Here is a 25,159-nt window from a genome sequence, read left to right as displayed (position 1 = left end):
CAGCTCTGCTGAACCATCACCCTGCTCCACCCATCATATCTGCGTTCACAAGGTGAATTGCGCTTGCGCAAGAGAGGGTGCCCCGGGGCATCGGTCTCTATTTGTGGTTCGACTTTGCTTATCGCAAGTGATTCACAACTTATCTGTTTTTTACTCACTACGATTCAGCTGATACCATCCAGCTGAGTAAAAAGGCAAAGGAGCCCCAATGAGCCAAGGCTTTGAAATTCAGGTGTTTAACCGTCGCAAAAACTGCATGGAGATCGAAAAGGTTTACGGTGACGGCATGGTGAAGTTTGCCTATGGCAACCCGATCGGGCGGCTGCTGGGGCCAGTGATTGCAAGCAAGATGTTCAGCCAGCTCTACGGGAGGTCTCAAGACAGCCCGAAGTCAGCACAAAAGGTCGCCCCCTTTATCAAAAACTTTGATATCGATATCGAGCAGTATCAGAAAGGCTCTTTGCAAGAAAACCCCATTGAAACCTCCTACAGATCATTCAACGAGTTCTTTATTCGCCAGTTTCAGGAAGGGCAACGAACGTTCACCCCCAATGATCATGAGATGGCTGCATTTGCCGAGGCGCGCTACTTTGGCCATGCCAGCATGAGCGATGATCTCACGATTCCTGTGAAGGGGTCGATGCTGCGCGCTGTTGATCTGATTGGTGATGCTGAGCTGGCCAAAGCGTTTATCGGTGGCCCGCTGATGATCGCCCGGCTTTGCCCGGTTGATTATCACCGCTACCACTATCCCGATAGTGGCAAAACCGTTCAAGCCTTCACCGTTGCCGGCGATCTGCATTCGGTCAATCCACTGGCCCTTAAATACAGGCAGGATATTTTCATCAAGAATGAGCGTCGTGTCTCGATCCTCGAGACTGAACATTTCGGCAGGCTGGCCTATATTGAGGTTGGTGCGACCTGTGTGGGTAAAATCGTGCAATCGTATGATGAGTCTCAACCCTTTAACAAGGGTGATGAGAAGGGCTACTTCCTCTTTGGTGGCAGCACCGTTGTGCTCTGTGGCGAAAAAGGCAAATGGGCGCCTTCCGAGGATATGTTAAAGAACACCGAGGCAGGCATTGAGACCTACATCCAACTTGGTGATGTCGTTGCTAAAACCAGCTGATTCATTTTTTAAGGCAACCAGGTAGTTTTGCAAACACAAACAAAATCGAACCGCGAATGGACGCAAATAACAGTGCTTTGATCGGAATGTCATTATAATTCGTGTTTATTTGAGTCCATTCGCGGTTCCAATGATTCTTCCTGGTTGCGCTTTTTCTATTCACGATTCATCTGTTTTTTGGTTTTGCTGGTGGCCTGGGCGGTGAATGGGTCATCCGGCCAGTAGTGGCGTTTGTATTTGCCACGCAGCTCTTTTTTTACTTCGTGATAGGTGCTGTTCCAGAAGCTGTTGAGATCCTGCGTGACCTGCATCGGTTTGCGCGCTGGAGATAGTAGATGCAGCATCACCTTGCACGCTCCATTCATCACGGTCGGTGTATCAAACAGACCGAACAGCTCCTGCAGCCTGACGGCCAGCACCGGTTGCGCGGGGTCGGAGTAATCAATAGCCACTGCGGAGCCGCTGGGTACGCTGATGCGCTCCGGTGCCAACTGCCCCACCAGTTGCTGTTGCTCCCAGCTGAGCCGGTTTAACAGCAGACTGTAGAGATCCAGCTTGAGACACTGCTTGAGACTGTTCTCATGACTCAGGTGCGGCTGCAGCCACTCTTCCAGCGTATCGCTCAGCCCCTGCTCTGAAAAGTCCGGCAGCGGCCTGTCAGCAAGCTGCTTGTTCGCAGCCGAACTGTTATCAAGCTGGTGGCGAATAAACTCTACGCGCTGCTTCAGACTGACAGCCTTACCACTCCAGTTCAGGCACCCTACCCCCCTGCTTCTGATGGCCTTGATCAGGCACTCCTGCACGGCCTCTCTGTTTTCGCTGTGATGAACAGTGGATGCCTGCAACACTATTTTTCCAATGCGGCTGATCTGTTTGACCTCAACCCGTTCTACGCTCTCACTCCACTCTACACACTCCTGCTGCTCAATATGCTCGCTGAAATACTCCTGCAGCTGTTCAGCAGTGATATCTGCCGCCAGATAGATACGTGCTTCGCCCCCCCTCTTGGCATCAAAACTCGCATCAAAACTCGCATCAAAGTTCGCATCAAGGTTGGCAACCACCAGATACGCATGCAGATGATGCTGCAGATAGGGCGGAATCACCGCCCCTCTGCCGTTGCTGAGCAGATAACGCGGCTGGTTGGGGCTACGCTGTTTGGCGATTCTATCCGGGTAAGCATAGGCCAGAAGCACGCCGCTAAAGCTGTTGTCCGGCCGCTCTCTGTTTCGTTTTGATTGACTGCACTGTTGAAGTCGCCTGAAAAAATCATCGGCCGTTTGTGTGATACGTTTGCACTGCTGCTGATCGATGCCGTGGCTGTTGGATCGCCCGTGCAGAAGAACATTCAGCCGGTCATGAATATCGGCACTCCTCTCTGCATTGGAGAGAAATATATCCCTCTCGCTGAGCAGGCTGGCGATCAGGCAGGCGTGATAAGGCTGATGCAGTTGAACAGCTGCGAGCATCATATGCGCCAGACGCGGATGGGTGCCCAGTTTCAACATATCTCGGCCGTGGGCTGTGATATTACCCCGCTCATCAATAGCAGTGAGTTGTTGCAGCAAATCCTTTGCCTGCCCGATGGCACCGGCTGGTGGCATATCCATCCACTGCAACTCATTCACCTCACTCACGCCCCAGTTGGCCAGCTCCAGCACCAGTGAGGAGAGATCACTGTGCAGAATCTCAGGCGATGCATGTTTGAGCAGGCGCGACTGCTGCTCCTCTGCCCACATACGGTAACAGGTGCCAGCAGAGAGCCTTCCGGCGCGGCCACTGCGCTGCACGGCCGAGTCTTGTGAGATGGCGCGGGTAGTGAGCCGGTTCATGCCCGAGGCCGGGCTGTAATCGAGCACGCGCTCCAGCCCTGAATCGATCACGCAGCTTATGCCTTCTATGGTGATGCTGGTCTCTGCGATATTGGTGGCCAGCACGATCTTACGCATGGCTCTGTCTCTGGGTGCTGCGATAGCCAGATCCTGCTGCTGCCTGTTCAGAGAGCCATGTAGCGGTGCAATGACAATGTTATTGATCGATGCGTTATCAAGCAGCTGTTTGATCTGCCCGGCCAGCTGGTTGATCTCTTTGACTCCGGGCAGAAACACCAGGCAGTTGCCCTGATGTTCATGAATGAATGTTTTGACTGTTTTCACCAGATTCATCATCAGCTGCTGCTGTGGCTTTGTGTTCTGCTGAGGTTTCACGCTGTCGAGGTATCTGTATCTGTTCTCAACCGGAAAGCTGCGCCCTTCACTCTCAATGATCGGTGCGTGATCCAGAAGAGTGGCAACAGCATCGGTATGCAGCGTTGCCGACATCACCAGAATCTTCAGATCTTCGCGCAGGATCTGCTGGCTCTGCAGGCAGAGTGCCAGTGAGAGATCGGCATGCAGGCTGCGCTCATGGAACTCATCAAAAATCACCAGTGCGGTTTTTTTGAGTTCAGGGTCAGCCTGAAGTTTGCGCGTTAAAATCCCTTCGGTGACCACGAGAATCTTTGTTTGATCGCTTAGACAGCTATCCTGTCGGATCTGGTAACCGACGGTTTCACCAACCTTCTCACCGAGCAGAAATGCCATACGCGCCGCCGCATTACGTGCCGCCAGCCTGCGCGGTTCAAGCATGATGATCTGTTTATCACCCAACCACTGCTCACCGAGCAGAGCGATGGGCACGGCGGTGGTTTTTCCTGCCCCCGGAGGTGCCTGCAGCACAAGCCGATTGTGAGTGGCTAATGTCTCTTTGATCTCTGGCAGAACATCATCAATAGGCAGGCTTGGCATGGGGAGATTATAACCAAAGGCAAAGCAAACACACTTGTGAGGATAAGGGGCCCATTTACTTATTTATAGACTTGTTGTGCCCCTGATTTCACCAAGATAAGCACACTGCCCCTTTATTTCTGATTCAAGTTTCAAGACCTGATCCCGATGTCCGCTCCTCTATATCCGCAATTCAAGCCCTGACCCCTTTTGTAACCATAAGGGTCAGGGCTTGATTCGCGGATTTTCATCGAGCACCATAAGGGTCAGGGCTTGATTCGCGGATTTTCATCGCGAAATACGGGGACAGATACTGAGGGTCAGTTCTTTACTTTGTAGTTTCTAAAGTGATTGGTACAAACTAAAGAACTGACCCTGAAGGCTTTCTGAAGGTAAACGCCATCAAAGATCAGCGCGTTGAAAAATGCCTTCGCCGCGATTTTTGCTGACATCATCCCAGCGGAAGATGTGGCCGTTCATCACCACAAAGACACCTGCACCGAGCAGCTGCACTGCGGTGACCGCACATCCGAGATTGAAGTTCGCATCGGAGTTGCTGATCGAATAGGGAATCATCGCCCCGACCAGCACGACCGTTTTATTCTCCAGCTTCGGCCCCAGCACGCGTGCGGTTTCAACCATCGTATCGGTGCCATGGGAGATGATGATCTTGGACTCTTCACACGCCTCACAACTGGCGAGAATGCTCTGCCGATCCTCATCACTCATCTCCAGACTATCCTTGAGCATCAGCTGCTCGGTGCTGTAGTCCAGCTTGCACCTGCCCCGCTCCAGCATGCCCGGAATAAACGACTCACGGAACTCTAATGCGCCGCTGATCTCATTATAGCGCTTGCAGATCGTGCCACCGGTGATCAAAAATTTCACTTTCAAAAACGTATACTCCTGTAATACGGGATCAGGTCAGTGAGTTATTGAATGGTTCCACTTTTTATTTGGCGGGTTTGATCTCGTTGACGCGCAGCTTGCGGCCGGCAAATTCATAGCCGTTGAGTGACCTGATCGCTGCATCTCCTTCGCGCTCATCGGCCATCTCGACAAAGCCGAAACCGCGGCTGCGATTCTTTTCGACATCCTTGACCACCTCTGCAGTGGCAACGGTGCCGAATGCAGAGAAGAGATCGCGCAGCTCTTCATCGCTGGTGCTAAACGCCATATTTCCAACATTAATTTTCATGTTTAGTTATCCTCAAAAGAGCAGTAGGGGTCAGCCCTTAAAATTGAATCATGCCCCGGCTCCGAGCCAAGGTAGAGCAGCGCCTGGCATTACACAACCGGCGTGTCACTTTTGCAGATGATCATCGAATTACGGTGACGCCATAGTGATCTCCTGGAGTCATTTAGGGAGGCTCTGAAAAGCTGCGGCCATGTGAGTTTCTTACGACACACAGGCAAACGTCAGCCACAGCACGGGTATGATCTGGATCACATCGGATGCAGCCGGGGCACTCTAAGATCAGCTCCTGATCAAGGAGTCTGTTATGTCTGAAATCACTTTTTTATCTTCTCTGGGTAACATCAACTGGAGTGACGGCCTGCAGTGGTATTTCAACCACCTGGATGCAGGTTACCTCTTGCGAGTATGGGTGGAGGGCAGTGCATTCACGCCTGAAGACTGGATGAGCATGCTGCTGCTGGCGGCAAACCTTGTTGCTGCAATCACCCTTGCATATCAGCTGATCAAGCGCGTTCGGGGCATTGAAACGCCTCTGTCGGCTACAGAGAGAACCTCACAAACAGCCAACAGAGCAGCAGATGAGAGTCAGGAAAACCTTGAGGCACACGTTTCAGGGCAGCCCGCCTGAAGCAGGCTTATTGCCGCCGACCTCCCCTTTCACTTTATCAGATGATAATCACTCAGGCGGAACCATTTGCGGGAGAAGATGAAACCGGTCACCGGTTCAGGTGAGAGACTGGTCACCTCTTCACTCATGTTCTTTCTGTAGAAGGCAGTGGTCGTGGCCTTCTGCCAGACCGTCTTCTCCATCTTGGCGCGCATCCCGGCCACATAGGCATCCTGAAGCTCCTGTTTGGGTTCAATCGCTTTGATGCTCGCATCCGCTTTTACCGCACTGATCGCCTGCACAATATAATCGGTCGCCACCTGCATATAGGAGAGCTGCGAGCTGTGGCCGGAGCCGGTGTTGGGGCCGTTCACTTTAAAGTAGTTGGGATAGCCGGCCATGGTAATGCCCTTATAGGAGGAGATCGCTGCTGTTTCCCACTCACTGTTGAGGTTGCGACCACCGATACCATTAACCTGAAAGGTGAGCGCCCTTTTCATATCTGAATAGGCGTAGTAGCCGGTGGCATAGACGATGATATCCAGATCGATATCCTTGCCCTCTTTTGTTCTGATGCCTGTCGGTGTAATGCAATCGATACCGCTGATATCGACATCGACATTCTCTCTGGCCAGCGCTGGCAGGTAGTTATTTGATGGAATCACCCGGCGACTGCCCAACTCGTAATCGGGCATCATATGCGCCCGCAACTTCTCATCCCTGATGTAGCGATCGAGATGCTTCTGCAGCCTTCTGCGGTAGTAGGCCTTCATGTAGGGGGCGAGCCTTGAGATCAGCGGATAGCGACGGAAGGCAACAAAGCGCAGATCATAAAAGATAAAGAAGAGCAGGCGGATGATATGGCGGATGCCCGGCAGTGTGCGCAGATAAGACTCAATCGCACTGTAGTTGCGGTCTGAGCGCGGCAGAATCCACTGCGCTTTGCCCATAAACAGGGTCAGGCGGCTCACCTTGTCAGCCATGGCAGGTACAATCTGCGCCCCTGAACAGCCTGAACCGATCACCGCAACCCGTTTACCCTCATAATCGACCGAGTGATCCCAGTGACCGGCGTGGAACTGCGCCCCCTCAAAGCGCTCCGCCCCCTTGATATGAGGTGTATGCGGATTGGCCAGCACACCGCTGCTGTCGATGACAAAGCGGGCTGTGAACGTATCACCCGACCCGGTCTCGACAGTCCACAGGCATCTGCTCTCATCATAGCTGAGGCTGGTAACACTGCAGTTGGTTTTTGCCTTTTTTCTCAGGCCGAACGTATTGATGATATGGTTGGTATAGGCCAGCAGTTCACTTTGCGGCGCAAAGCTCTTTTTAAACGGAAATGGAACAAAGGAGATGGAGTAGAGTCCGGTGGGAATATCCACCTCAGCCCCCGGATAGGAGTTGATCTGCCAGGTGCCACCCAGCTCTTGGCTTCGCTCCAGCAGGATGAAATCGTTAAATCCCTTTTTCTGCAGCCGAATCGCCGCCAGCAGCCCCGAAAAACCTGTGCCGATAATCACGGTCTCAAAATGTTGTGCAGAATCTTCTGTTGGCAGTGGCGCTAATGCTTTAGTCATAAAGTTGTTATGAACCTTCTGTGGATGGTTTTATTCAGGTGTAACATCACCCCTGAATGCGGCGACATCATAGCATGTCGTGCATCGCCATGTGCAGCAGAACGCATTGCTTTAGGGAAGGGCATAAACAGATGCGAGTCTCGTTATCGACTCTCTACTGCTCGCACACAGTTTTTGCCATCGCGTTTGGCCTCATAGACGCTTAAATCCGCAGACTTGATCAGCTTCTCATATGAATTCATCGCTGCAGTCCGTGATGCCAGTCCGACACTTATGCTGCCATGCCATACGCCATCTCCAGCCACCACTTCCAGTTCGGAGACACTTTTGCGAATCTGCTCAGCAATCGCCATACCATCATCAAAGCTGGTATCGGGGCAGATAATGATAAACTCATCGCCACCCAGTCGGCAGACCATATCACTCTCCCGTACTGCATTCTGAACTGTTTTAGCCAGTTCAATGAGTACGCTGTCACCTGCATCATGACCATAGGTATCATTGATCTCTTTGAAATGGTCAGCATCAACAATCATGCAGACCAGCGGAGTATCGTTTGTTAGCGACTCATCCCATCTTTCTGCGAGGCACAGCATCCCATAACGGCGATTCGGAAGATCGGTCAGAGCATCGGTTAGAGATAACTCCTCAAGTTTCAGGTTGGCCTCTGAAAGCTCGCGTGTACGCTCCTCCACCTTGGCTTCGAGTGATTGATTCAGTAGGGATAGTTCCCTGTTTCGTTCTGAAACTTGGTAAAACAGGGCATCAAGAGCGACAAGCAAAGGTTCTGTTGCAGAATCGAGTTGCTTCTCTTCTGCCTGATAGGCCAGTGCCGGCGTGGAACCGGCCTGAATTGCTCTGATCTGCCTCACCATATTTTGATCCAGGCCAAGAATATGATATGCAAGCCAGTGGGTGAGAAAAGAGAGTAGATTACTTGCCCCTTCCGGATTTTCAGCTGTGATGCCTTTGTGCATGGTCATCACTTCTTCCACAAACTTCTGATGAACTTCCATATGGTTGGAGATATGACGCTGATCGATACTGAATTCAACCATTAAACGCTCTTCTTCTTTAAAATGGTATACTGCGTATTCAGCCAGCTTGTTGAACAGTGATTCCAGCGCATCTGCATCGACTTCATTTTCAGAAAGCAGGGCACCAAACTGATTCACCATATCAACAAGACGGTGATGCTGCTGATCTACCTCATCCAGGCCAGTGACAAAATGATCATCCCAATGAAATGATTCCATGGTCAACCCCTCCCTTTCATTTAACCACTGCAAATGTATAACAAAAAAAAACCCTCTGCCAATACGGCAACTGGCAGAGGGCTTTGATCAAAAAACTCAAACACCTTAAAAGGTAATGAGCAAAGTGGCCTTACGCGTTGGCGGCTTCAAACTCCTGCATAAAGGCAACCAGCGCATCAACACCCGCTTCAGGCATGGCGTTGTAGATACTGGCGCGCATGCCACCCACAGAGCGGTGCCCTTTCAGGGTTACCAGACCGCGTTCGGATGCACCCTTAAGGAAAGCCGCATCCAGTTCAGCATCTGCAAGCGTGAACGGTACGTTCATCCATGAGCGGGCATTGATCGCGACAGGAGAGCCGTAGAAATCGGTAGCATCGATGGCAGCATAGAGTTTCTCGGCCTTGCGCTTGTTCACCTCGGCCATCCCTTCCAGACCGCCCTGCTCTTTCAACCACTCGAAGACAAGACCTGCCATGTACCAGCTGTAGGTAGACGGCGTGTTGTACATCGAATCGTTTTCCGCATGAACGCTGTAGTTGAACATGGTCGGGCAGTTCGACGACGCCTTGCCCAGAAGATCATCACGGATAATCACGATGGTCAGACCGGCAGGGCCGATATTCTTCTGCGCACCGGCATAGATCATACCAAATTTGGAGACATCCAGCGGACGCGAAAGAATGGTGGAGGACATATCAGCGATCAGAGGCACATCGCCCGTCTCAGGGATATAATCGAACTCCACACCACCGATCGTCTCATTCGGTGTGTAGTGCACGTAGGCTGCATTCGGATCAAGCTTCAGTTCAGCCTGGGTAGGAACAGCGGTAAAACCACCCTCAGAGGTGTCTGCGGCGATATTGACTGTGGTATAACGTTTGGCCTCGGAGATCGCCTTCTTCGACCACATGCCGGTATTGATATAATCGGCACTGGCTTTGTCACCCATAAGATTCAGCGGAATCATGGCGAACTGGGAAGAGGCACCACCCTGCAAAAAGAGCACCTTGTAGTTGTCGGGAATCCCCATCACTTCGCGCAGATCACTCTCCGCCTTGGCCGCGATGGACATATACTCCTTACCGCGATGGCTCATCTCCATAGTGGACATGCCTGAACCGTTCCAATCCAGCATCTCGGCTTGCGCGCGCTCGATCACGGCAGTCGGCAGCATTGCCGGGCCTGCACTGAAATTAAACTTTCTAGTCATGGTTACCTATCCTTTTTCCGGGGGAATTCTTAAGCGCGTGGGAAGATACTCCGGCAAGGAGATTTCCTCAATCCCGGGTTCCCGGATTGACAAGCCCATTCTGGAACCCTGGTCAGCTGAAGAATTGGTGATACGCTGTCAACAGCACATCCCAGAACTCGGTAAAGCATTAATCAAATCAAGAAAGAGTAAGGGGTGCAATACGCATCAATAACATCACCTTCACGAGCCCCAGCAGGAACCAGACAATGCTACCTGGATCTCGTCAGTTAAGACGGCACTTCTTCAATCGCGTCCCACTGTTTGTCACGTACTCAACAAATACGGAGTACCCTTTCTGTTTCCATTCTGCCAACTTTACAATGTGGCGTGGAGTGTACCAGTAGCTCTCACCACATAATTGAACATTTACCGTCGACCCATCAGAAATGGACGCTCCACGTGGAGGGGTCGGCCCGTGTAATAAACGCAATTCATCAAGCTGCTGTCCATGTACGTTTCGAACGGTAAGACCATAATCACCAATGCCAAGACCATAGGCGTATGTCGCGTTCAGGAGAAACGTGGTGAAAAGAATAATGAGCAATCTCATATCGATATACCTCCATACCAAGCTCAGAATTGTTAGAAAAAAGTATCACTTTTGGTGCAAAAGGTCAAAACAGCCTTTTCGTTTTATCATGGTGAACCTCTTCTTTTTGAAGACAACGACATGATCACACGCACCTATGCCTCAACATATTTGCTATGCCGAAAATGAAAATGAGTTAGCCCCACCCGCAAATCAAGGCGCTTACCTCTGGGACTAAATCAGAACTTCGACCACAGGATAGGTGCGGTGTCATTACTCTGACGAGCTCGCCTCTTCACGGTAACGCTCTAACCATGGGCTACTAAACTCTCGCTCTGAGTAGTGGTAATTTAGCCTGTTCAACCTTCTTCGATTACGGGGAAATATTACAGTTTCCCCACTCCATCCCCATTATTACCTTGAGCATAGACCGGCGATTTGAAATCCGCAAAATGAAAAGCCTCCTGCTTTCGCAGAGGGCCTTTTCTAGTATACCTTCCCGGAATTCGTGATTATCCCGATCAGGCAGCTCTACCGGCAGCCATGGCTTCCAGCTGCGTCCGCTCCGCAGATATGCTCACCATCTCCTCCATCAGACCGGAGTAGTCCGTGACCTCTCCTGCTATTTCGCAGGCGTCGGCATACTGGTTCGAGGTTCGGCGCAGATGCAGGCAGACCACCCGCGCCAGCGCCTTCATAAAGGCGAAGCCCGTATGCGAATCCACCGCCACAATCTGATCGAAATGTTTGCGTTTGAGCGTCAGCATGGTCGTAGGCTCACTGGTGATTGCCGTTGCTGAACGGCAGTAGGAATCGATCATCGCCATTTCGCCGATACTGCGTCCGCGCGACAGTGTTGATACCAGTGCATGCTGGCCGCCTTGTGTCTGTTTGAACACCTTCACCCGACCGGAGACAATAAAGCCGGTCTCGTCACCCTCTTCTCCCTCGGAAAAGAGGCACTCCCCGGCTTCCAGACGTACAATCTGCATATGCGAAACAATCACCCTGAGTTGCAGAGGGTCGAAGTTATCGAACAGAGGGATCACCTGTGTCATTTCAACAATCGCATCAACGATATCTTTCGTGTAGTTGAACGGGCCGAACAGTCGTTGCTGCACGGGCGCCTCTTCCACGGAGATGGCATCATCAATCTCGACAAGCTCTTGTGCATGGATACCTGAATCCGCAGTCAGGTAAGTCAGCTCTTCCATCATTCACCTCGCTCTGCTCCACAGGCTTGAACGCCATCACTCTGATCGGGAGCAGAGCAAAACGTTAGGATGTTACTCCGTGAAAAAATTGACCCAAATCACAAGATCGGTACTCCACAAGCAGGCGTTAGCCCAACCTGATCATAAACAGCACATACGCCGCGGATGAAATTTAACCAGAGCCATAGATGCGAAATTTTGGACCCATCTGCAACAGCTCTACTGCGCTAACTGAGCCTCTACACGGTAACGCTCCAACCATGCGCTACTGAACTCTTTCTCTTCCATGTAAGGCGCACGAGCCTGCTCGGCTTCCTCTTTGCTGGCGAATCCACCTATACGAATACGATAGTATGACTTCCCACCGATGGTGGCCTGCTTCAGCTCACTCACGACTCCCCTGCCTTGAAGCTCATGCTGAATCTTCTCAGCCGAAGCCAGCGTGGAGACCGATGTCAGATTCACCGCCCAGAAGATTTTGCGAGCCTTGGCTGTTACCACCTCAGGCGCGACCGGATCGACAGGTAGAACCTCTCTAGTGGCAGATGGCGCCTCAACTTCTCTCTGCATCTCCGGCTCCTGCTGTTTCACAACAGCTGCCGCCATCGGCTCTGTTTCTGCAGCAGCTTGCGCATCGCCCTCTTCAGGGCTTGCAGGCAGAGACTCCTGCTGTTCTTTGACAGCAACAGGCTGGTTATCACGCTCTGCGGGAATCGTGTTTATCAACGGTTGCTTCAGGGCAGCAACCTCTTCTTTACCGCCGGTAAAGTCCTGCCAAATCAAAGTTCCAAGCAGCGCTATTGCGACAACACTTAACAGCAGAACTGTGATACTACTGCTATCTTTCTCAACCTGTTCAGGCTCTGGATTGGTTTCAAGTTCTGAGAGAAGCTCATCGAGCGCATCAGAGTCCTCGGATGCAACAGGGGCTTCATCATCACCCGGCACTGGCTTTGGCTCAGTCGCTTCATTTGCAAATTCGAGATCAAAGTCATCATCAAACTGATCAATAAGCGCATCAAGCTGCGCACTCTGATCGTGATGTTCCGCCTCTAATGATGGCTCCTTTCTATTCTCTTCAGACACGTCTTCCCTCCAACCCATGGTTTCTTAAAACCGGCGAGTGTTTCATGAGCCTGGCTGGCTGTCCATAAGTGAAAACAGGCAATGACAATGGCGATGTCTCACGGGCAAAAGCAAAGCCCCCAACCGATACAAACAGAATCAGCAGAGGGCTTTGATAATCACTCAGGGAGTTTTGATCACACTACTGTAGCGGCAGATAAACATCCGTAATCAGCTCATGCTCCTCCACTTCCGAACGCAGATTCAGATAGTGAAAAAAGAGGTGAGCATCGCGCAGCTCCTCACCGCTCTCTGGCAGCCAGTCTCGGTAGAGATAATAGAAGCTTTGGGGTCAGGTCTTGAATCTTGAATCATTTCCCCTCCTTCACCCTGCTGATCACGAGTTCTGAATCGAAAGCAGCTTCAACGAACGCCAGACTGCCTTAAATTCCGGTAAACACAAAATCCAGCGAGGCGATAACATCATCGCGATAATCTTTGGCATTGCCAACCTGTTCTCCCAATGCACCGACTGGAACAGCCGCCAATTCAGCAGTGGAAAGCACCAGCTTCTCGCCACCCACTTCCAGAATAGGGTTCAAATGCCTGATGGGTGCAGAGATCGATGCCTGAGTATGCAGAGGGGCCACGACTCGGGTGTTCAGCAGCTCCAGAAGATCGGCCTGAAGGTCCAGTAGATAGGGAATCTGTATGTTCGTCTCAGGATTCGGGTTTCTGTAAACGTCGAACTGCGCCATCAGAACTGACGCAGCCCGTCGCTAAACAATCCCTGCTTTTCGATACGGCTGTTGTATGCCTTCACAGCATCTTTGTTTTCGGCCAGCCACGACTCTCGCTGCTTCTGGCGTAAAACTTCAACCAGAGAGGCCTCCAGTGTCTGAGACAGATTCACGTTCAAGGCTTTTGCCTGATCAATCAGGCTTTCATCAATTCGAAGATTGACCGCCCGTTTCAACGATTTGCTCATAGCTTCCTCCATGCGCACAATCTATACGCATAGATTAGGCGCCCACTAACAAGCCGTCAATGCAGAGAATAGCCCTACTTCAGCTGCTCCAGATTGCGAACCGCGCCCTTGTCAGCACTGGTGGTCAGGGCTGCATAGGCTTGCAGTGCCTTGGAGACGATGCGGTCACGACTGACCGGTTTCCAGCCTTCTGTCCCTCTGGCTTCCATCGCGGCACGGCGAGTTGCCAGCTCATCATCGGAGAGAGCCAGATGAATGGTGCGATTCGGGATATCGATCTCGATGGTATCACCCTCTTCCACCAGACCGATGGCGCCGCCTTCGGCTGCTTCAGGGGAGGCGTGACCAATGGAGAGGCCGGAGGTGCCTCCTGAGAAACGGCCATCGGTGAGCAGTGCACATGCCTTGCCCAGACCTTTGGATTTGAGGTAGGAGGTCGGATAGAGCATCTCCTGCATGCCGGGGCCGCCCTTCGGCCCCTCATAACGGATAATGACAATATCACCGGCCACAATCTTATCGTTGAGGATGGCGGTAACTGAATCATCCTGTGATTCAAATACACGTGCGCGACCTGTGAACTTCCAGATCGACTCATCCACGCCAGCGGTTTTTACGATACAGCCGTTCTCGGCAATGTTGCCGTAGAGCACAGCAATGCCGCCCTCTTTGGAGTAGGCATTTTCGAGATTGCGAATGCAACCGGCCTGACGATCGGTATCCAGCGATTTCCAGCGCTCGGCTTGCGAAAATGCTGTCTGCGTAGGAATGCCAGCCGGTGCTGCGCGATACATCTCACGCGGTGCGGTGTTGGCCTCATTCATCACATCGTTGGCATCAAGCCCTGCCCCCAGAGTGGCGGCATGCACGGTTGGCACGTCTCTGTGAATAAGCCCTGCCCGATCCAGCTCGGCAAGGATGCCGATCACGCCACCGGCACGATGTACATCCTCCATATGGTAGTGCTGCACGGCAGGTGCCACCTTGCAGAGGTTGGGAACCTTGCGGCTCATGCGGTCAATATCGGCCATGGTGAAATCGACACCTGCCTCCTGTGCACAGGCCAGCAGATGCAATACCGTATTGGTCGAACCGCCCATAGCGATATCCAGTGCCATGGCGTTCTCAAAGGCCTCAAAGGTAGCGATGGAGCGCGGTAGTGCCGAGAGATCCTCATTTTTATAGTAGCGCTCACACAGTGCAACCGCGGTACGCCCAGCCTCAAGAAACAGCGCTTTACGATCAGCGTGGGTGGCCAGCAGCGAGCCGTTACCGGGCAGTGCCAGGCCGAGTGCTTCAGCCAGACAGTTCATCGAGTTGGCGGTAAACATACCCGAGCATGAACCACAGGTCGGGCAGGCAGAGCGTTCAACTGCAGCCACATCTTCATCCGACTCATTGGGATCAGCCGCCATTACCATGGCATCGACCAGATCCAGATGCACCTCACGATTGTTCAGGGTGATTTTACCGGCCTCCATCGGGCCACCGGATACAAATACCGCCGGGATATTCAGACGCAGTGCGGCCATCAGCATGCCCGGTGTGATCTTGTCGCAGTTGGAGATGCAGACCATCGCATCAGCGGTATGCGCATTGACCATATACTCCACCGAGTCGGCGATCAGATCGCGGCTTGGCAGAGAGTAGAGCATGCCGCCATGACCCATGGCGATACCGTCATCAATGGCAATGGTATTAAACTCTTTGGCCACGCCACCGGCTGCCTCAATCTCGCGCGCTACCAGTTGCCCCATATCTTTGAGATGCACATGACCCGGCACAAACTGGGTGAAGGAGTTGACCACGGCGATAATCGGCTTCTCAAAATCTCCATCTTTCATACCGGTGGCGCGCCAGAGCGAGCGTGCGCCAGCCATATTACGGCCATGGGTGGATGTGCGGGAACGATATACAGGCATAAAAACTCTCCAAAACTAAACTGCGCGAAGCGTAACCGCAGCAGGCAATTGATGCACGCGCAGACGAAAGGCGAACCGCAAATAAACGCGAATAGACACTAATATGGGAAACAGAAAACCATTTACTTATATGAATCCAAGTTCAAAGAAGAGATATAACTTAACTCCCTATCAATCTTTGTCTCACATTCGAGTTCATTAGCGTTCATTCGCGGTTCAAAAGAAAATCGTAATTTGACAAGGGAGCGATGCCGCCGGAAACTTTGCCAATGACGACACAGGCGCTGCTCAAGCAGCTATACGACACCCCTGAAACAGATATTATTGAACAGATCAAATCACTGAAAGCCGAACTTGGCGATCAGGTGCTGATCCTCGGTCACCACTATCAGCGCGAAGAGGTCTTCGCCTTTGCTGATGTGAGCGGCGATTCGCTCAAGCTGGCCCAGAAGGCCGCTGAGACCTCCGCCCCCTATATCATCTTCTGCGGTGTGCATTTCATGGCTGAAACCGCCGATATCCTCACCAGTGACGAACAGACGGTGATTCTGCCGGATCTGGCAGCTGGCTGTTCGATGGCTGACATGGCCAATGATGAGCAGGTTCAGCGCTGCTGGGATGAGTTATCTACGGTAATCACGCCCGATGAGTGCGTCACCCCTGTCACCTATATCAACTCCACGGCAGCGCTAAAATCGTTCTGTGGCGAACATGGCGGCATCGTCTGCACCTCCGGCAATGCACGCCGCATTATGGCGTGGAGCTGGGGCAACCGCGAAAAGATCCTCTTCTTCCCCGACCAGCATCTGGGTGAAAACACCGCTGTGGCGATGGGTATCCCTGATGAACAGATGATCATCTGGGATCCGGATCTACCACTTGGCGGCAACTCTGCTGAATCGATTGAGAAGGCGACACTGATCCTCTGGAAAGGTTTCTGTTCGGTACATCAGCTGTTCAAACCTGAACACGCCGAGACCATGCGCAAGAACCACCCGGGTATCGAAATAGTTGCCCATCCGGAGTGCTCTCGCGAGGTGTGTGAAACGGCCGATTTTGTCGGCTCCACCGAGATGATCATCAAACATGTCGCCGCCGCACCTGCCGGTGCCTCATTCGCCATCGCCACAGAGTTGAATCTGGTCAACCGCCTGCGCCTGCAGTTCCCTGACAAACCGGTCTGGTTCCTCTCACCGATGGTCTGCATGTGCTCCACAATGTTCCGCACCGATCCGCAGCATCTCTGCGCAGCCCTCACCTCGATCAAAAACGGGGAGATCACCCATCAGATCAAGGTACCCCGCCAGCAGCAACGCTGGGCCAAACTCTCGTTGGAAAGGATGTTAAATCTTGGCTAATAAACGTTTTTTTCTTTCTCTATTCACCACCCTGATGCTGCTCCCCGCGCTCGCTGCACCACTACACGCAGATGAGACGATGACCCCAAGAGCCTTTGAGAAAGAACTTAACGCATTCAAACAGAGTGGCCACTCCCGTTACGCCCCGCAAACCACGTCACGCGTGGAGGCCTACCTCGGCTCCGCCATGCTTACCGCCCATCAACAGAAGCATGAAGAGTCTGCCGAAGCGCTGAAAATGGCAGCGGTAACACTCTCTGAAGCCAGACTCACAGCGGCAGGTTTTCGCAAACAGTACAACGCGCTGCTTGAACTGCGTAAAGAGACCCAGTCTGTAGTCAATATCGTTGCCTCCTCACCTGAGATCGGCAACAACCTTGTCTCCCGGCAACAGATGGATCAGGCAGATCAATTACTCGATCTGGTGATCAGCACGCGCGAGGCGGGTGAACTCAACAAAACACAAGAGTATGCAGCCCAGGCTGATGAGGCCTACAACCGTGCGATGAACTCAGCGCTGCCGCAACTCTCTGAACTGGCAGCCCGCGCTCTTGCAAGTGCTGCTGCAAGCAGTGCAGCAAAGTATGCGCCGACAACCTATGGTGCAGCCAAAGCGAAAATGGCTGTTCTGCGCAGTTATATTGATGGCATGAGTTCAACCATGCCCAGTCAGCCAGCTGATGCCTATAAGCTGGCAATCGAAGCCAAAGAGCTCTGTCTGCAGGTCAAAGCGTGGCGCAAGAAAACCGGCAGCCACGAAGACAATGCCATCAAATATCGTGAGTTCCGTCAGCAACTGGCAACCGTTCTCGATCTTGAACCGGAAAATAATGTGCTGCTGGTCAATTATTCAAACAAGGAGCTGGTAACAGCTGTTGAGAAACTTAAAAATCAGCTTAGCAGTGAACGCAAAGCCCGGGTTGAAGATGCCAAACGCTTGAAGCTGCAGTATGGGGAGCAGCTGCAGTCAAGATTACAAGCACAAACAGAAGAGATGCAGCAGGCTCAGCATGCCCGGATCACCGATATGAAAGAGGTATTCAGAGCCAAGCTTGAACGTGAAACCTTTGATAAAAAACAGCAGGCACGCCTGCGCTCGCAGTTCGAGAAAGGTGATGCTGATATTCTTGTGAATCTTGATGGATCCCTGCTGATCCGGCTGACCGGACTACAGTTTGTTCCTGCACGCAGTAAAATCGATGCTAAATACCAGCCACTGCTCAAACGTCTTCATGCTGCCCTTGAGGTTTATGCTGATCGCAATGTACGTATTGAAGGGCATACCGACAATGTCGGTGATGTAAAACCGAATCAGCAGCTCTCCCTGAAGCGGGCTGAGTCTGTGCGCGACGTTTTGATTGCTGAAGGCACTGATGGTGGTCGTCTGAAAGCACTCGGTTATGGTGAGGTGCGGCCGATCGCCAGTAACGATTTCCCGCAAGGCCGGGCCATGAACCGGCGTATTGATATCGTGATTGATGCCGCCAAACAGGCAGCGGAGCCTACCCATTGAATTCAGAACTGACTGACCCTTCCGGTCTGGAAGGACTTCCCGACAATGTCCATAAACATGCCCGCAAACTGATTGCCGATTATGCGCACGACTCCCCCTATAAAAGGGCTATTCTGGTTGAGGCTCTGCGACTGATCTCTGACGGTTACAGCAATGGTGATATCAAAATGCTGGCCAAGATGCTGGGTGAACTGCGAAAAGGACTTGATGTATTCCAGCCCTATCAGGCGCTGCGCAAGGTGACAGTATTCGGATCAGCCCGCACCAAATCTGATGACCCGCGATATATCCAGACCATGCAGTGTGCTGCTGCCCTCAAGGATGCTGGCTTCATGATCATCACCGGTGGCGGTGGCGGTATGATGCAGGCGGCCAATGAGGGAGCCGGTGAGCAGAACTCCTTTGCCATCAACATCAATCTGCCAATGGAGCAGCAACCCAACCCCATCATGGCCAACTCCTCCCGCCACTTCTACTGCCAGTATTTCTTTACCCGTAAGGTCTTCTTTCTTAAAGAGAGTGATGCGGTGGTGCTCACACCCGGTGGTTTTGGCACACTTGATGAAGCATTTGAAACCCTGACCCTGTTGCAGACCGGTCGTAATCCACCAGTGCCTGTGGTGCTGCTGGAGGCACCGGGTGATGACTACTGGGGCCCGTTTATGCACTCATGGATGCGCAGACTTGTGAAAGATGGTCTGATCGATGCCGATGATAACAATCTACTCTTTCATACCGACAGCATTGAAGCGGCAACTGACCATATCACGGAGTTCTACCTCAATTACCACAGCTTCCGTTACGTCGGAAAAGCGGTGCTGCTTCGTATTCTCGAACCACTCTCAGAGGATGCACTGATGCGTCTGAATGCGGAGTTCAGTGATGTACTCAGTGATGGCAGGATTGATCAGGTATTCCGCTGGCCGAAATCGGACGATCACTGCTTTGATCATCTGCCACGCCTGCGCCTGCATCTGGATCGCCACCGCATGAATGTGCTGCCACAGATTATCCGACGCATGAATATGCTTTTCCAGAAGGATCACGAATAGATTTTTTTCTGAAAGCGTGCTCTACCTGAGAGAGAACTCCACCCGCCTGTTTTTCGCTTCACCATCAGGCCTGCTCTCATCGGCAAGCAACCTGCTCTCACCATAAGCTTCGCCAACCAGACGCTCTGCTGATATGCCGTGGGATACAAGATAGTTGACCACCCGCTTTGTACGACGCTGGGAGAGCCACATATTATACTTTTCAGATTCAGGCGTACTGGCATGCCCCGCCACCACAAGCTGCAGATCCGGTTGCTGCTTTAATGTAACCACAAGCTGCTTTAATGCGGCTGCCGCGCTGCGGTTCAACCAGGAGCTGTTGTTATCAAAACCAATGCTGCTTATAGCCGGCCCCGCAGCTGTTGCCGCTGCGCAATTAAGCTGGCTTAGCTCCAGCGCCTGGCGTGATTTTGCAATTGCTCTGTTGATCCACTGCTGTTTCTCATGCGGATGATCACGCCCCTCAGAGCCGGATATTTCAGATGATTCATGTGCCGCCATGTACAGGCTTGCCACAGCCTCAGCCTGCAACTTTGGCGTACAAGTCTCAGCACCGGCTGCCTTTGCTGCAGCGACTGCCAGACGCGCCTCTGCCAGTTCAGCGCTGTCAATTGTCGTATGCGTGGAACATGCTGCCAGAGAGAGAACAGCTATCACAAAGATTAAATATTTCATTTGGGGCCCCTTCCCGCCGCAATGCTCATCTTCGCTGCCAATTCAGCAAGACTGGTTATCTTGCTACGACTGCGCCTCAACAGCAAGTTTATCTGTTGCTCTCTTACTTGTTGCTCTCTTACTGTAGAGGTGTCAGCCCAAAATAGAGAGGCCGAAGTGATCACCATCGATTCAGCCTCATCCGTAAGCTCGCCTCTTCTGGCCAGCTCAGTTCCTCAAACAGCGTCAAACTTCCGCTCTTATGAGAAAAGACAACTGCCAACAGATTTTTCGTTGCTGACGTTCATGCCTACCTTTTCCATGTCATGAACGCTGTTGAGGAATCCGATTTCAGGCATTCCCACGCCCTATGCAGCAGCATCAAACCATCTGCCCTTTAAGGCACGCTAATTGCTAGCCCATGTCATGAGTTTATTTGGAAATATTCGTGGCTGGTTTCTTGCGTTGGCTCTCATCTGGACACTACTTTTGGCCTTTCTTCTCAACGCCAATCTGCAGGGTCATCGTGAGTCTGTAATCACCTTTGCCAAATCCGAGGCCGATGTACTCATCCAGCACATCAAAGCAGCCCGTGCCTGGAATGCCCGCCACGGCGGGCTGTATGTAGAGGTGAATGAAAAAACGCCGCCCAACCCCTATCTGGAGGGCTTGGTGGAAGAGCGCGATATTATCTCACCTGCGGGGCGCAAGCTGACACTGGTCAATCCCGCCTATATGACCCGCCTGATCAACGACCAGTTCAATGAGAATAATAAAAGAGTCGCCCATATCACCAGCCTCAATCCTCTGCGTCCGGAAAATCGGGCTGATGTCTGGGAAAGTAATGCACTGCGCTCATTTGAAAAAGGAGTCGCTGAAGCTTCAGAGATCACGACTCTGCATGGAAAATCCTACATGCGCTTGATGCGCCCCCTCACTGTCCAGCAGGACTGCCTTCAGTGCCACGCTTCCCAGGGCTACAAAGTGGGTGATATTCGCGGTGGCATTACCGCCTCCGTACCCTTTGAGAAACACGCCCGTTACCTGCAACAGTTGAACCTGAATGATTCACTCACCTACAGCACAATATGGTTGCTCGGGCTTATTGCGCTGGGCTTCGGTTACAAACGCCTCTCCAAAGATGAGCTGAATCTGAAACAGGCGGAAGAGAGCGTGCATATCCTCTCCGCCTCAGTAGAGCAGGCCAGTGAAGCGATTATCATTACCGACAGCAGTGGCATCATCACCTATGCCAATCCGGCTTTTGCCGAATTGACCGGTTACAGTAAAGATGAGGTCACAGGACATAGCTCCAACATCATTAAAAGTGATCAACATGGTGACCACTTCTACAGTGAGATCTGGAGCACCATCTCATCCGGTCACCCCTGGCAGAGCCGGATTGTTAACAGAAGAAAAGATGGCAGCAACTACGCAGCGATGTTGACCATCTCTCCTATTAAAAACGGCAAGGGCGAGATTACCCACTATGTCGGCAGCCAGCAGAATCTTGAAGAGTATGAGAAGCTGGAAAAACAGTTCCATCAGGCTCAGAAGATGGAGGCACTCGGCACGCTGGTCGGCGGCATCGCCCACGATTTCAACAATACGCTGGCAGGTATTACCGGCAACCTCTATCTGGCCAAAAAGGCTATCCAGGATCGGCCGGAGACTGTACACCGACTTGAAACGATTGAGGATCTCTCCTACCGAACAGCCGGTATGATTCAGCAGCTACTGGCCTTTGCCCGTGAAGATGTGCAGCGCATGAATCCGATGAACATCTCCCTGCTGCTGAAAGAGGCACTCAAGATGCACATGGTCTCTATCCCGGAAAACATCAGATTATCAATCAATATCGAGTCGGATGATCTGCATATCCGTGGCGATATTAATCTTCTGCAGCAGGCTTTGATGAACCTGATCAACAATGCCCGCGATGCTGTAGAGGATGTAAAAGATCCGCTCATCAGTATCAAACTTAAAGCGTTTGAAGCTGATGATCAGTTTATCGACAATCACCCGGATCTCACATCGCGGGAGCTGGCCTGCATCAGCATACAAGATAATGGTTGCGGCATTAACAGCCTCGATATCGAACATATCTTTGATCCCTTCTTTACAACCAAAGAGGTAGGAAAAGGAACAGGTCTGGGGCTATCGATGGTCTATGGCGCCATTCAGTCACACGGCGGTGCAATCGGTGTTCAATCTCAGGTTGGGCAGGGGACAACCATCTCTCTCTGGCTACCACTGCTGCCATCCAATCAGTGGCTCTCCGATTCAAGCTCGAGTGAAACTGTCGTCAACGGCTCGGGTGAAACCATCCTGCTGGTGGATGATGAACTGTCAGTGATTGAAACGGGCCAGGCTGTTCTGGAGAGTCTGGGGTATCGACTGCTGACCGCTCAAAATGGTGCAGAGGCAGTAGCCATCTTCAAAGAGAAGCGAGGCAAGATCGATCTGATTCTGATGGATGTGGTGATGCCGGTGATGGGTGGTGATGAAGCAGCTAATGAAATACGCAAAATCAAGCCGGATATAAAAATCATTTTTGCTACCGGCTATGCCAAACCCCATAGCAGTGATGGCATATTTGAGATGGCATCAGAAACAGTCATCTCAAAGCCCTTCTCAACTGGCCGCATCAGCCAGCTGATCAGGGCAACACTGGAGAGCTAAAAGCCTCATTTCAGAAGCAATTACTCCTGATGCAGTCTCTCCGGTTTAGTTTCGCCCAGCTGCTTACGCAACTGCTCGAGTGCCTTCTGGGTCTGATCCAGCTCTCTGAGCAGACAATCACGTGTTGGTGGCTGGCGCAGCTCTTTTAATCGTTCCTCTTTCGCCTCTTCAAGATTATTCAGCACCACAGCGATAAACAGATTGATAATCACAAAGGTTCCCATGATTACAAAGCTGACAAAATAGATCCAGCTAAGCGGATGCATCTCCATCGCCGTGTACATCACATCGGTCCAATCCTCGAGCGTGACGATGCGAAACAGGGTGAGCAGTGAGATACCCAGATTACCCCAGTGTTGCGGATCATGGGCATGGAACAGCTGCTGGCCTGCCACAGCGTAGATATAGAAGATCACACCCATCAACAGCATGATATTGCCCATGCTGGGGATCGACTTCATCAGGGTTGCTACGATCAGACGCAATTCAGGAATCGCAGAGATCAATCGCAGTACTCGCAGCAGCCGGGCAAGACGCGCAATCATGGCGAATTCGCCCGTACTCGGAACCAGCGCCAGCAGAATAATGGTGAAATCAAAGACGTTCCAGCCATCCTTGAAGTAGCGCCCGACGGTTGGTGCCAGCGCCCACATCTTCAACACCGCCTCAATGATAAAGATGGTCAGAACAATACGATTGCCCCAGAGCAGAAGATTACCATATTCAGCAAGCAACGCCTCGGATGTCTCCATGCCGATCAGCACCGCACTGACCAGAATGATGGCGATAATAAAATACTCGAAAGCACGATGGCTTACGATACGGCTGGCAAAGCTCTGCATGGGATTTCTCCGGATGATTGATATGATGTTTGTAACAGCGTTATTCCGCCGCCAATTGTGATCAACATAACGGATTGGAGCAACCATCCGGGCTCTTATTGTGGTATTCAGGAATTGCAGTGGCAGGATAAGCAGCACAATTTTTTGATGGGAGAAGATGATGGGTTATGATGTTTTTGGCGTAGGCAATGCCATTATGGATCTGCAGGTACAGTGCGACGATGCCTTCCTAGAGAAGATGGGCATTGAAAAGGGAGTCATGACGCTGGTTGATGAACAACGTCAGCAGGAGATTCTTGATGCTCTCTCCGATCATAAGGTGAACTACTGCTCAGGTGGCTCTGCAGCCAACACCATCGTCGGCATTGCTGATATGGGTGGCTCTGCAGCCTATGCCTGCAAAACCGGCGCAGATGCCTTTGGCAGAAGGTATCTCGATGAGATGAGAGAGCTCGGCATCACCATTGAAGTGCCTCAGACCGATGGGCAGAACGGCACCTGCGTGGTGCTGATTACACCCGATGCACAGCGCACCATGCTCACCAATCTGGGAATCTCCAGCTCGCTTGATGCCGATGACATTATCGAGAGCGAAATTGCCAAAGCAAAATACATCTATGTTGAGGGCTACCTTTTTGCCGGTGACAACACCAAAGCTGCAGCGCTTCAAGCCATTGAATACGCCAAGAAACATAATGTGAAAGTGGCACTGACCGTCTCCGATCCGTTTCTGATCCACCTCTTTAAGGATCAGTTCCAGCAACTGATCGAAGGACCGGTAGATCTGCTCTTCTGTAATGAGGAGGAGGCCAAAGCACTGACCGGATTTGAAGACCCTATCGATTGCGCTCAGGAAATTCATAAACACTGCGAAAATGTCGCGCTCACCCTCGGTAAGAAGGGTTCAATCATTATGCACCGGGGTGAAACACTGCCGATTGAGGGCGTAGAGGCCGATGCCATTGATACCACCGGTGCCGGTGACATGTATGCTGCAGGTGTGCTCTACGGCATTACCAACAATCTCTCGTGGCAGAAGTCTGGCCACCTCGGCTCACATGCCGCAGGTATGGTCGTATCCCAGCTCGGCGCAAGGCTGCCGGGAGCACTGACTGAAGAGGCCATCGCTCAACTGCTCTACTAATAATAGAAAGAGATACAAATAAAAAATTAAGGAGATCTCACCATGAAAAAAACCATTACCGCAATATTTGCTCTGCTGGCACTCGTCTCACTCTCCGCCTGCTCACCTGATCCGGGTAGCAAAGCCTGGTGTGAAGCGATGAAAGAGAAACCCAAAGCTGACTGGTCAAGCAGCGACGCAGCGACCTTCACCAAACACTGCGTGCTCGGTAACTACAAGAAAGATTACTAAGAAATCAGTGGCTCGATCATGAGCTCCGCCCTTCCGGGTGGGGCTCTTTTTTGGTTCATCGCGGATTAGCGGGAAATAGAGTTTAAAGTGGGCGGTGTCCCCGGTTAGATTGTTTGTACCACCAAGCAACTGACCAAAGGACACCGCGACCATGAACGATGCTAAAGTTACCCTA

21 protein-coding genes and 1 pseudogene are annotated in these 25,159 nt (G+C 51.9%); 8 read left to right on the top strand and 14 right to left on the bottom strand.

Translation table 11 applies throughout. The features are described from left to right. Window positions 1-208 precede the first annotated feature (208 nt). A complete protein-coding gene (locus tag F3F93_RS10330; protein ID WP_176959106.1) occupies window positions 209-1,129 on the top strand; it encodes a phosphatidylserine decarboxylase in 921 nt (306 codons plus the stop codon). Window positions 1,130-1,284: 155 nt separating this feature from the next. On the opposite strand, the gene hrpB is transcribed toward F3F93_RS10330, so the two are convergent. The 3 genes from hrpB to F3F93_RS10315 form a co-directional block, all read right to left on the bottom strand. Further along, complete coding sequence (gene hrpB, locus F3F93_RS10325) at window positions 1,285-3,915, bottom strand: ATP-dependent helicase HrpB (protein WP_176959105.1); 2,631 nt, start codon at window positions 3,913-3,915, stop codon at window positions 1,285-1,287. A gap of 381 nt (window positions 3,916-4,296) precedes the next feature. Continuing rightward, window positions 4,297-4,788, bottom strand: a complete 492-nt coding sequence (locus F3F93_RS10320) for an asparaginase domain-containing protein (RefSeq protein ID WP_176959104.1) — start codon at window positions 4,786-4,788, stop codon at window positions 4,297-4,299. Window positions 4,789-4,846: 58 nt separating this feature from the next. Further along, complete coding sequence (locus tag F3F93_RS10315; protein WP_176959103.1) at window positions 4,847-5,092, bottom strand: RNA-binding protein; 246 nt, start codon at window positions 5,090-5,092, stop codon at window positions 4,847-4,849. 304 nt (window positions 5,093-5,396) lie between these two features. Between F3F93_RS10315 and F3F93_RS10310 the strand changes: the two genes are divergently transcribed. Continuing rightward, complete coding sequence (locus F3F93_RS10310; protein ID WP_176959102.1) at window positions 5,397-5,720, top strand: hypothetical protein; 324 nt, start codon at window positions 5,397-5,399, stop codon at window positions 5,718-5,720. Window positions 5,721-5,749: 29 nt separating this feature from the next. Here F3F93_RS10310 and F3F93_RS10305 read toward each other — a convergent pair whose 3' ends face one another. The 9 genes and pseudogenes from F3F93_RS10305 to ilvD all read right to left on the bottom strand — a co-directional run bounded on the left by F3F93_RS10305 (window position 5,750) and on the right by ilvD (window position 15,508). After that, on the bottom strand, window positions 5,750-7,279 hold the full coding sequence (locus F3F93_RS10305) for an NAD(P)/FAD-dependent oxidoreductase (protein ID WP_176959101.1): 1,530 nt from the start codon (window positions 7,277-7,279) through the stop codon (window positions 5,750-5,752). 143 nt (window positions 7,280-7,422) lie between these two features. After that, window positions 7,423-8,535 carry a bacteriohemerythrin gene (locus tag F3F93_RS10300; RefSeq protein WP_176959100.1) on the bottom strand — a complete coding sequence of 371 codons (1,113 nt, stop codon included), beginning with the start codon at window positions 8,533-8,535 and terminating at the stop codon, window positions 7,423-7,425. Window positions 8,536-8,665: 130 nt separating this feature from the next. Continuing rightward, entirely contained in the window at window positions 8,666-9,748 is a 1,083-nt protein-coding gene (serC, locus tag F3F93_RS10295; protein ID WP_176959099.1) for a 3-phosphoserine/phosphohydroxythreonine transaminase, read from the bottom strand. 1,092 nt (window positions 9,749-10,840) lie between these two features. Further along, on the bottom strand, window positions 10,841-11,536 hold the full coding sequence (locus tag F3F93_RS10290; protein ID WP_241697098.1) for a cyclic nucleotide-binding domain-containing protein: 696 nt from the start codon (window positions 11,534-11,536) through the stop codon (window positions 10,841-10,843). 216 nt (window positions 11,537-11,752) lie between these two features. Next, window positions 11,753-12,619 (bottom strand): SPOR domain-containing protein, encoded by an 867-nt coding sequence (locus F3F93_RS12760; RefSeq protein ID WP_176959098.1) that lies wholly within the window; start codon window positions 12,617-12,619, stop codon window positions 11,753-11,755. A gap of 181 nt (window positions 12,620-12,800) precedes the next feature. Beyond that, window positions 12,801-12,938, bottom strand: a pseudogene (locus F3F93_RS10280) (GyrI-like domain-containing protein); the annotation flags it as partial. A gap of 103 nt (window positions 12,939-13,041) precedes the next feature. Beyond that, window positions 13,042-13,356 carry a CcdB family protein gene (locus F3F93_RS10275; protein WP_176959097.1) on the bottom strand — a complete coding sequence of 105 codons (315 nt, stop codon included), beginning with the start codon at window positions 13,354-13,356 and terminating at the stop codon, window positions 13,042-13,044. Then, window positions 13,356-13,586: a type II toxin-antitoxin system CcdA family antitoxin gene (locus F3F93_RS10270; RefSeq protein WP_176959096.1), complete on the bottom strand. Its 231-nt coding sequence runs from the start codon at window positions 13,584-13,586 to the stop codon at window positions 13,356-13,358. Before F3F93_RS10270 ends, F3F93_RS10275 begins: the two co-directional genes overlap by 1 nt. A gap of 74 nt (window positions 13,587-13,660) precedes the next feature. Continuing rightward, window positions 13,661-15,508, bottom strand: coding sequence for a dihydroxy-acid dehydratase (gene ilvD, locus F3F93_RS10265; protein ID WP_176959095.1), 1,848 nt, complete (start codon window positions 15,506-15,508; stop codon window positions 13,661-13,663). A gap of 269 nt (window positions 15,509-15,777) precedes the next feature. On the opposite strand from ilvD, the gene nadA reads away from it, so the two are divergent. The 3 genes from nadA to F3F93_RS10250 are packed head-to-tail and all read left to right on the top strand — an operon-like array spanning window position 15,778 to window position 19,431. After that, on the top strand, window positions 15,778-16,866 hold the full coding sequence (nadA, locus tag F3F93_RS10260; RefSeq protein WP_176959094.1) for a quinolinate synthase NadA: 1,089 nt from the start codon (window positions 15,778-15,780) through the stop codon (window positions 16,864-16,866). Beyond that, the gene (locus tag F3F93_RS10255) at window positions 16,859-18,379 is read left to right on the top strand and encodes an OmpA family protein (protein WP_176959093.1); all 1,521 of its coding nucleotides are present in this window, start codon (window positions 16,859-16,861) and stop codon (window positions 18,377-18,379) included. Before nadA ends, F3F93_RS10255 begins: the two co-directional genes overlap by 8 nt. Then, window positions 18,376-19,431: a TIGR00730 family Rossman fold protein gene (locus tag F3F93_RS10250; RefSeq protein WP_241697097.1), complete on the top strand. Its 1,056-nt coding sequence runs from the start codon at window positions 18,376-18,378 to the stop codon at window positions 19,429-19,431. The genes F3F93_RS10255 and F3F93_RS10250 overlap by 4 nt, the downstream gene beginning before the upstream one ends. Before the next feature lie 21 nt (window positions 19,432-19,452). On the opposite strand, the gene F3F93_RS10245 is transcribed toward F3F93_RS10250, so the two are convergent. Beyond that, window positions 19,453-20,106 carry an OmpA family protein gene (locus F3F93_RS10245; protein WP_176959092.1) on the bottom strand — a complete coding sequence of 218 codons (654 nt, stop codon included), beginning with the start codon at window positions 20,104-20,106 and terminating at the stop codon, window positions 19,453-19,455. A gap of 405 nt (window positions 20,107-20,511) precedes the next feature. On the opposite strand from F3F93_RS10245, the gene F3F93_RS10240 reads away from it, so the two are divergent. After that, entirely contained in the window at window positions 20,512-22,767 is a 2,256-nt protein-coding gene (locus tag F3F93_RS10240) for a DUF3365 domain-containing protein (RefSeq protein WP_176959091.1), read from the top strand. 20 nt (window positions 22,768-22,787) lie between these two features. Here the strand turns inward: F3F93_RS10240 and F3F93_RS10235 are convergent, their stop codons facing one another. Then, window positions 22,788-23,609, bottom strand: a complete 822-nt coding sequence (locus F3F93_RS10235; RefSeq protein ID WP_176959090.1) for an ion transporter — start codon at window positions 23,607-23,609, stop codon at window positions 22,788-22,790. Window positions 23,610-23,769: 160 nt separating this feature from the next. On the opposite strand from F3F93_RS10235, the gene F3F93_RS10230 reads away from it, so the two are divergent. After that, complete coding sequence (locus F3F93_RS10230; protein ID WP_176959089.1) at window positions 23,770-24,753, top strand: adenosine kinase; 984 nt, start codon at window positions 23,770-23,772, stop codon at window positions 24,751-24,753. Between the two features lie 42 nt (window positions 24,754-24,795). After that, window positions 24,796-24,984: a DUF3012 domain-containing protein gene (locus F3F93_RS10225; RefSeq protein WP_176959088.1), complete on the top strand. Its 189-nt coding sequence runs from the start codon at window positions 24,796-24,798 to the stop codon at window positions 24,982-24,984. Window positions 24,985-25,159 lie beyond the last annotated feature (175 nt).

Source organism: Mariprofundus sp. KV (assembly GCF_013387475.1).
Lineage (GTDB): Bacteria > Pseudomonadota > Zetaproteobacteria > Mariprofundales > Mariprofundaceae > Mariprofundus.
The sequence above is the reverse complement of the archived record's forward strand: the minus strand, read 5'-3'. Positions and strand labels throughout refer to the sequence as shown.

Bases quoted from the DNA above. Each gene is read 5' to 3' on its own strand.
- F3F93_RS10330 (WP_176959106.1), top strand. From the start codon at position 209: ATGAGCCAAGGCTTTGAAATTCAGGTGTTTAACCGTCGCAAAAACTGC.
- hrpB (WP_176959105.1), bottom strand. From the start codon at position 3,915: ATGCCAAGCCTGCCTATTGATGATGTTCTGCCAGAGATCAAAGAGACA.
- F3F93_RS10315 (WP_176959103.1), bottom strand. From the start codon at position 5,092: ATGAAAATTAATGTTGGAAATATGGCGTTTAGCACCAGCGATGAAGAG.
- F3F93_RS10310 (WP_176959102.1), top strand. From the start codon at position 5,397: ATGTCTGAAATCACTTTTTTATCTTCTCTGGGTAACATCAACTGGAGT.
- F3F93_RS10305 (WP_176959101.1), bottom strand. From the start codon at position 7,279: ATGACTAAAGCATTAGCGCCACTGCCAACAGAAGATTCTGCACAACAT.
- F3F93_RS10300 (WP_176959100.1), bottom strand. From the start codon at position 8,535: ATGGAATCATTTCATTGGGATGATCATTTTGTCACTGGCCTGGATGAG.
- serC (WP_176959099.1), bottom strand. From the start codon at position 9,748: ATGACTAGAAAGTTTAATTTCAGTGCAGGCCCGGCAATGCTGCCGACT.
- F3F93_RS10290 (WP_241697098.1), bottom strand. From the start codon at position 11,536: ATGATGGAAGAGCTGACTTACCTGACTGCGGATTCAGGTATCCATGCA.
- F3F93_RS10275 (WP_176959097.1), bottom strand. From the start codon at position 13,356: ATGGCGCAGTTCGACGTTTACAGAAACCCGAATCCTGAGACGAACATA.
- F3F93_RS10270 (WP_176959096.1), bottom strand. From the start codon at position 13,586: ATGAGCAAATCGTTGAAACGGGCGGTCAATCTTCGAATTGATGAAAGC.
- ilvD (WP_176959095.1), bottom strand. From the start codon at position 15,508: ATGCCTGTATATCGTTCCCGCACATCCACCCATGGCCGTAATATGGCT.
- nadA (WP_176959094.1), top strand. From the start codon at position 15,778: ATGACGACACAGGCGCTGCTCAAGCAGCTATACGACACCCCTGAAACA.
- F3F93_RS10245 (WP_176959092.1), bottom strand. From the start codon at position 20,106: ATGAAATATTTAATCTTTGTGATAGCTGTTCTCTCTCTGGCAGCATGT.
- F3F93_RS10240 (WP_176959091.1), top strand. From the start codon at position 20,512: ATGAGTTTATTTGGAAATATTCGTGGCTGGTTTCTTGCGTTGGCTCTC.
- F3F93_RS10235 (WP_176959090.1), bottom strand. From the start codon at position 23,609: ATGCAGAGCTTTGCCAGCCGTATCGTAAGCCATCGTGCTTTCGAGTAT.
- F3F93_RS10230 (WP_176959089.1), top strand. From the start codon at position 23,770: ATGGGTTATGATGTTTTTGGCGTAGGCAATGCCATTATGGATCTGCAG.
- F3F93_RS10225 (WP_176959088.1), top strand. From the start codon at position 24,796: ATGAAAAAAACCATTACCGCAATATTTGCTCTGCTGGCACTCGTCTCA.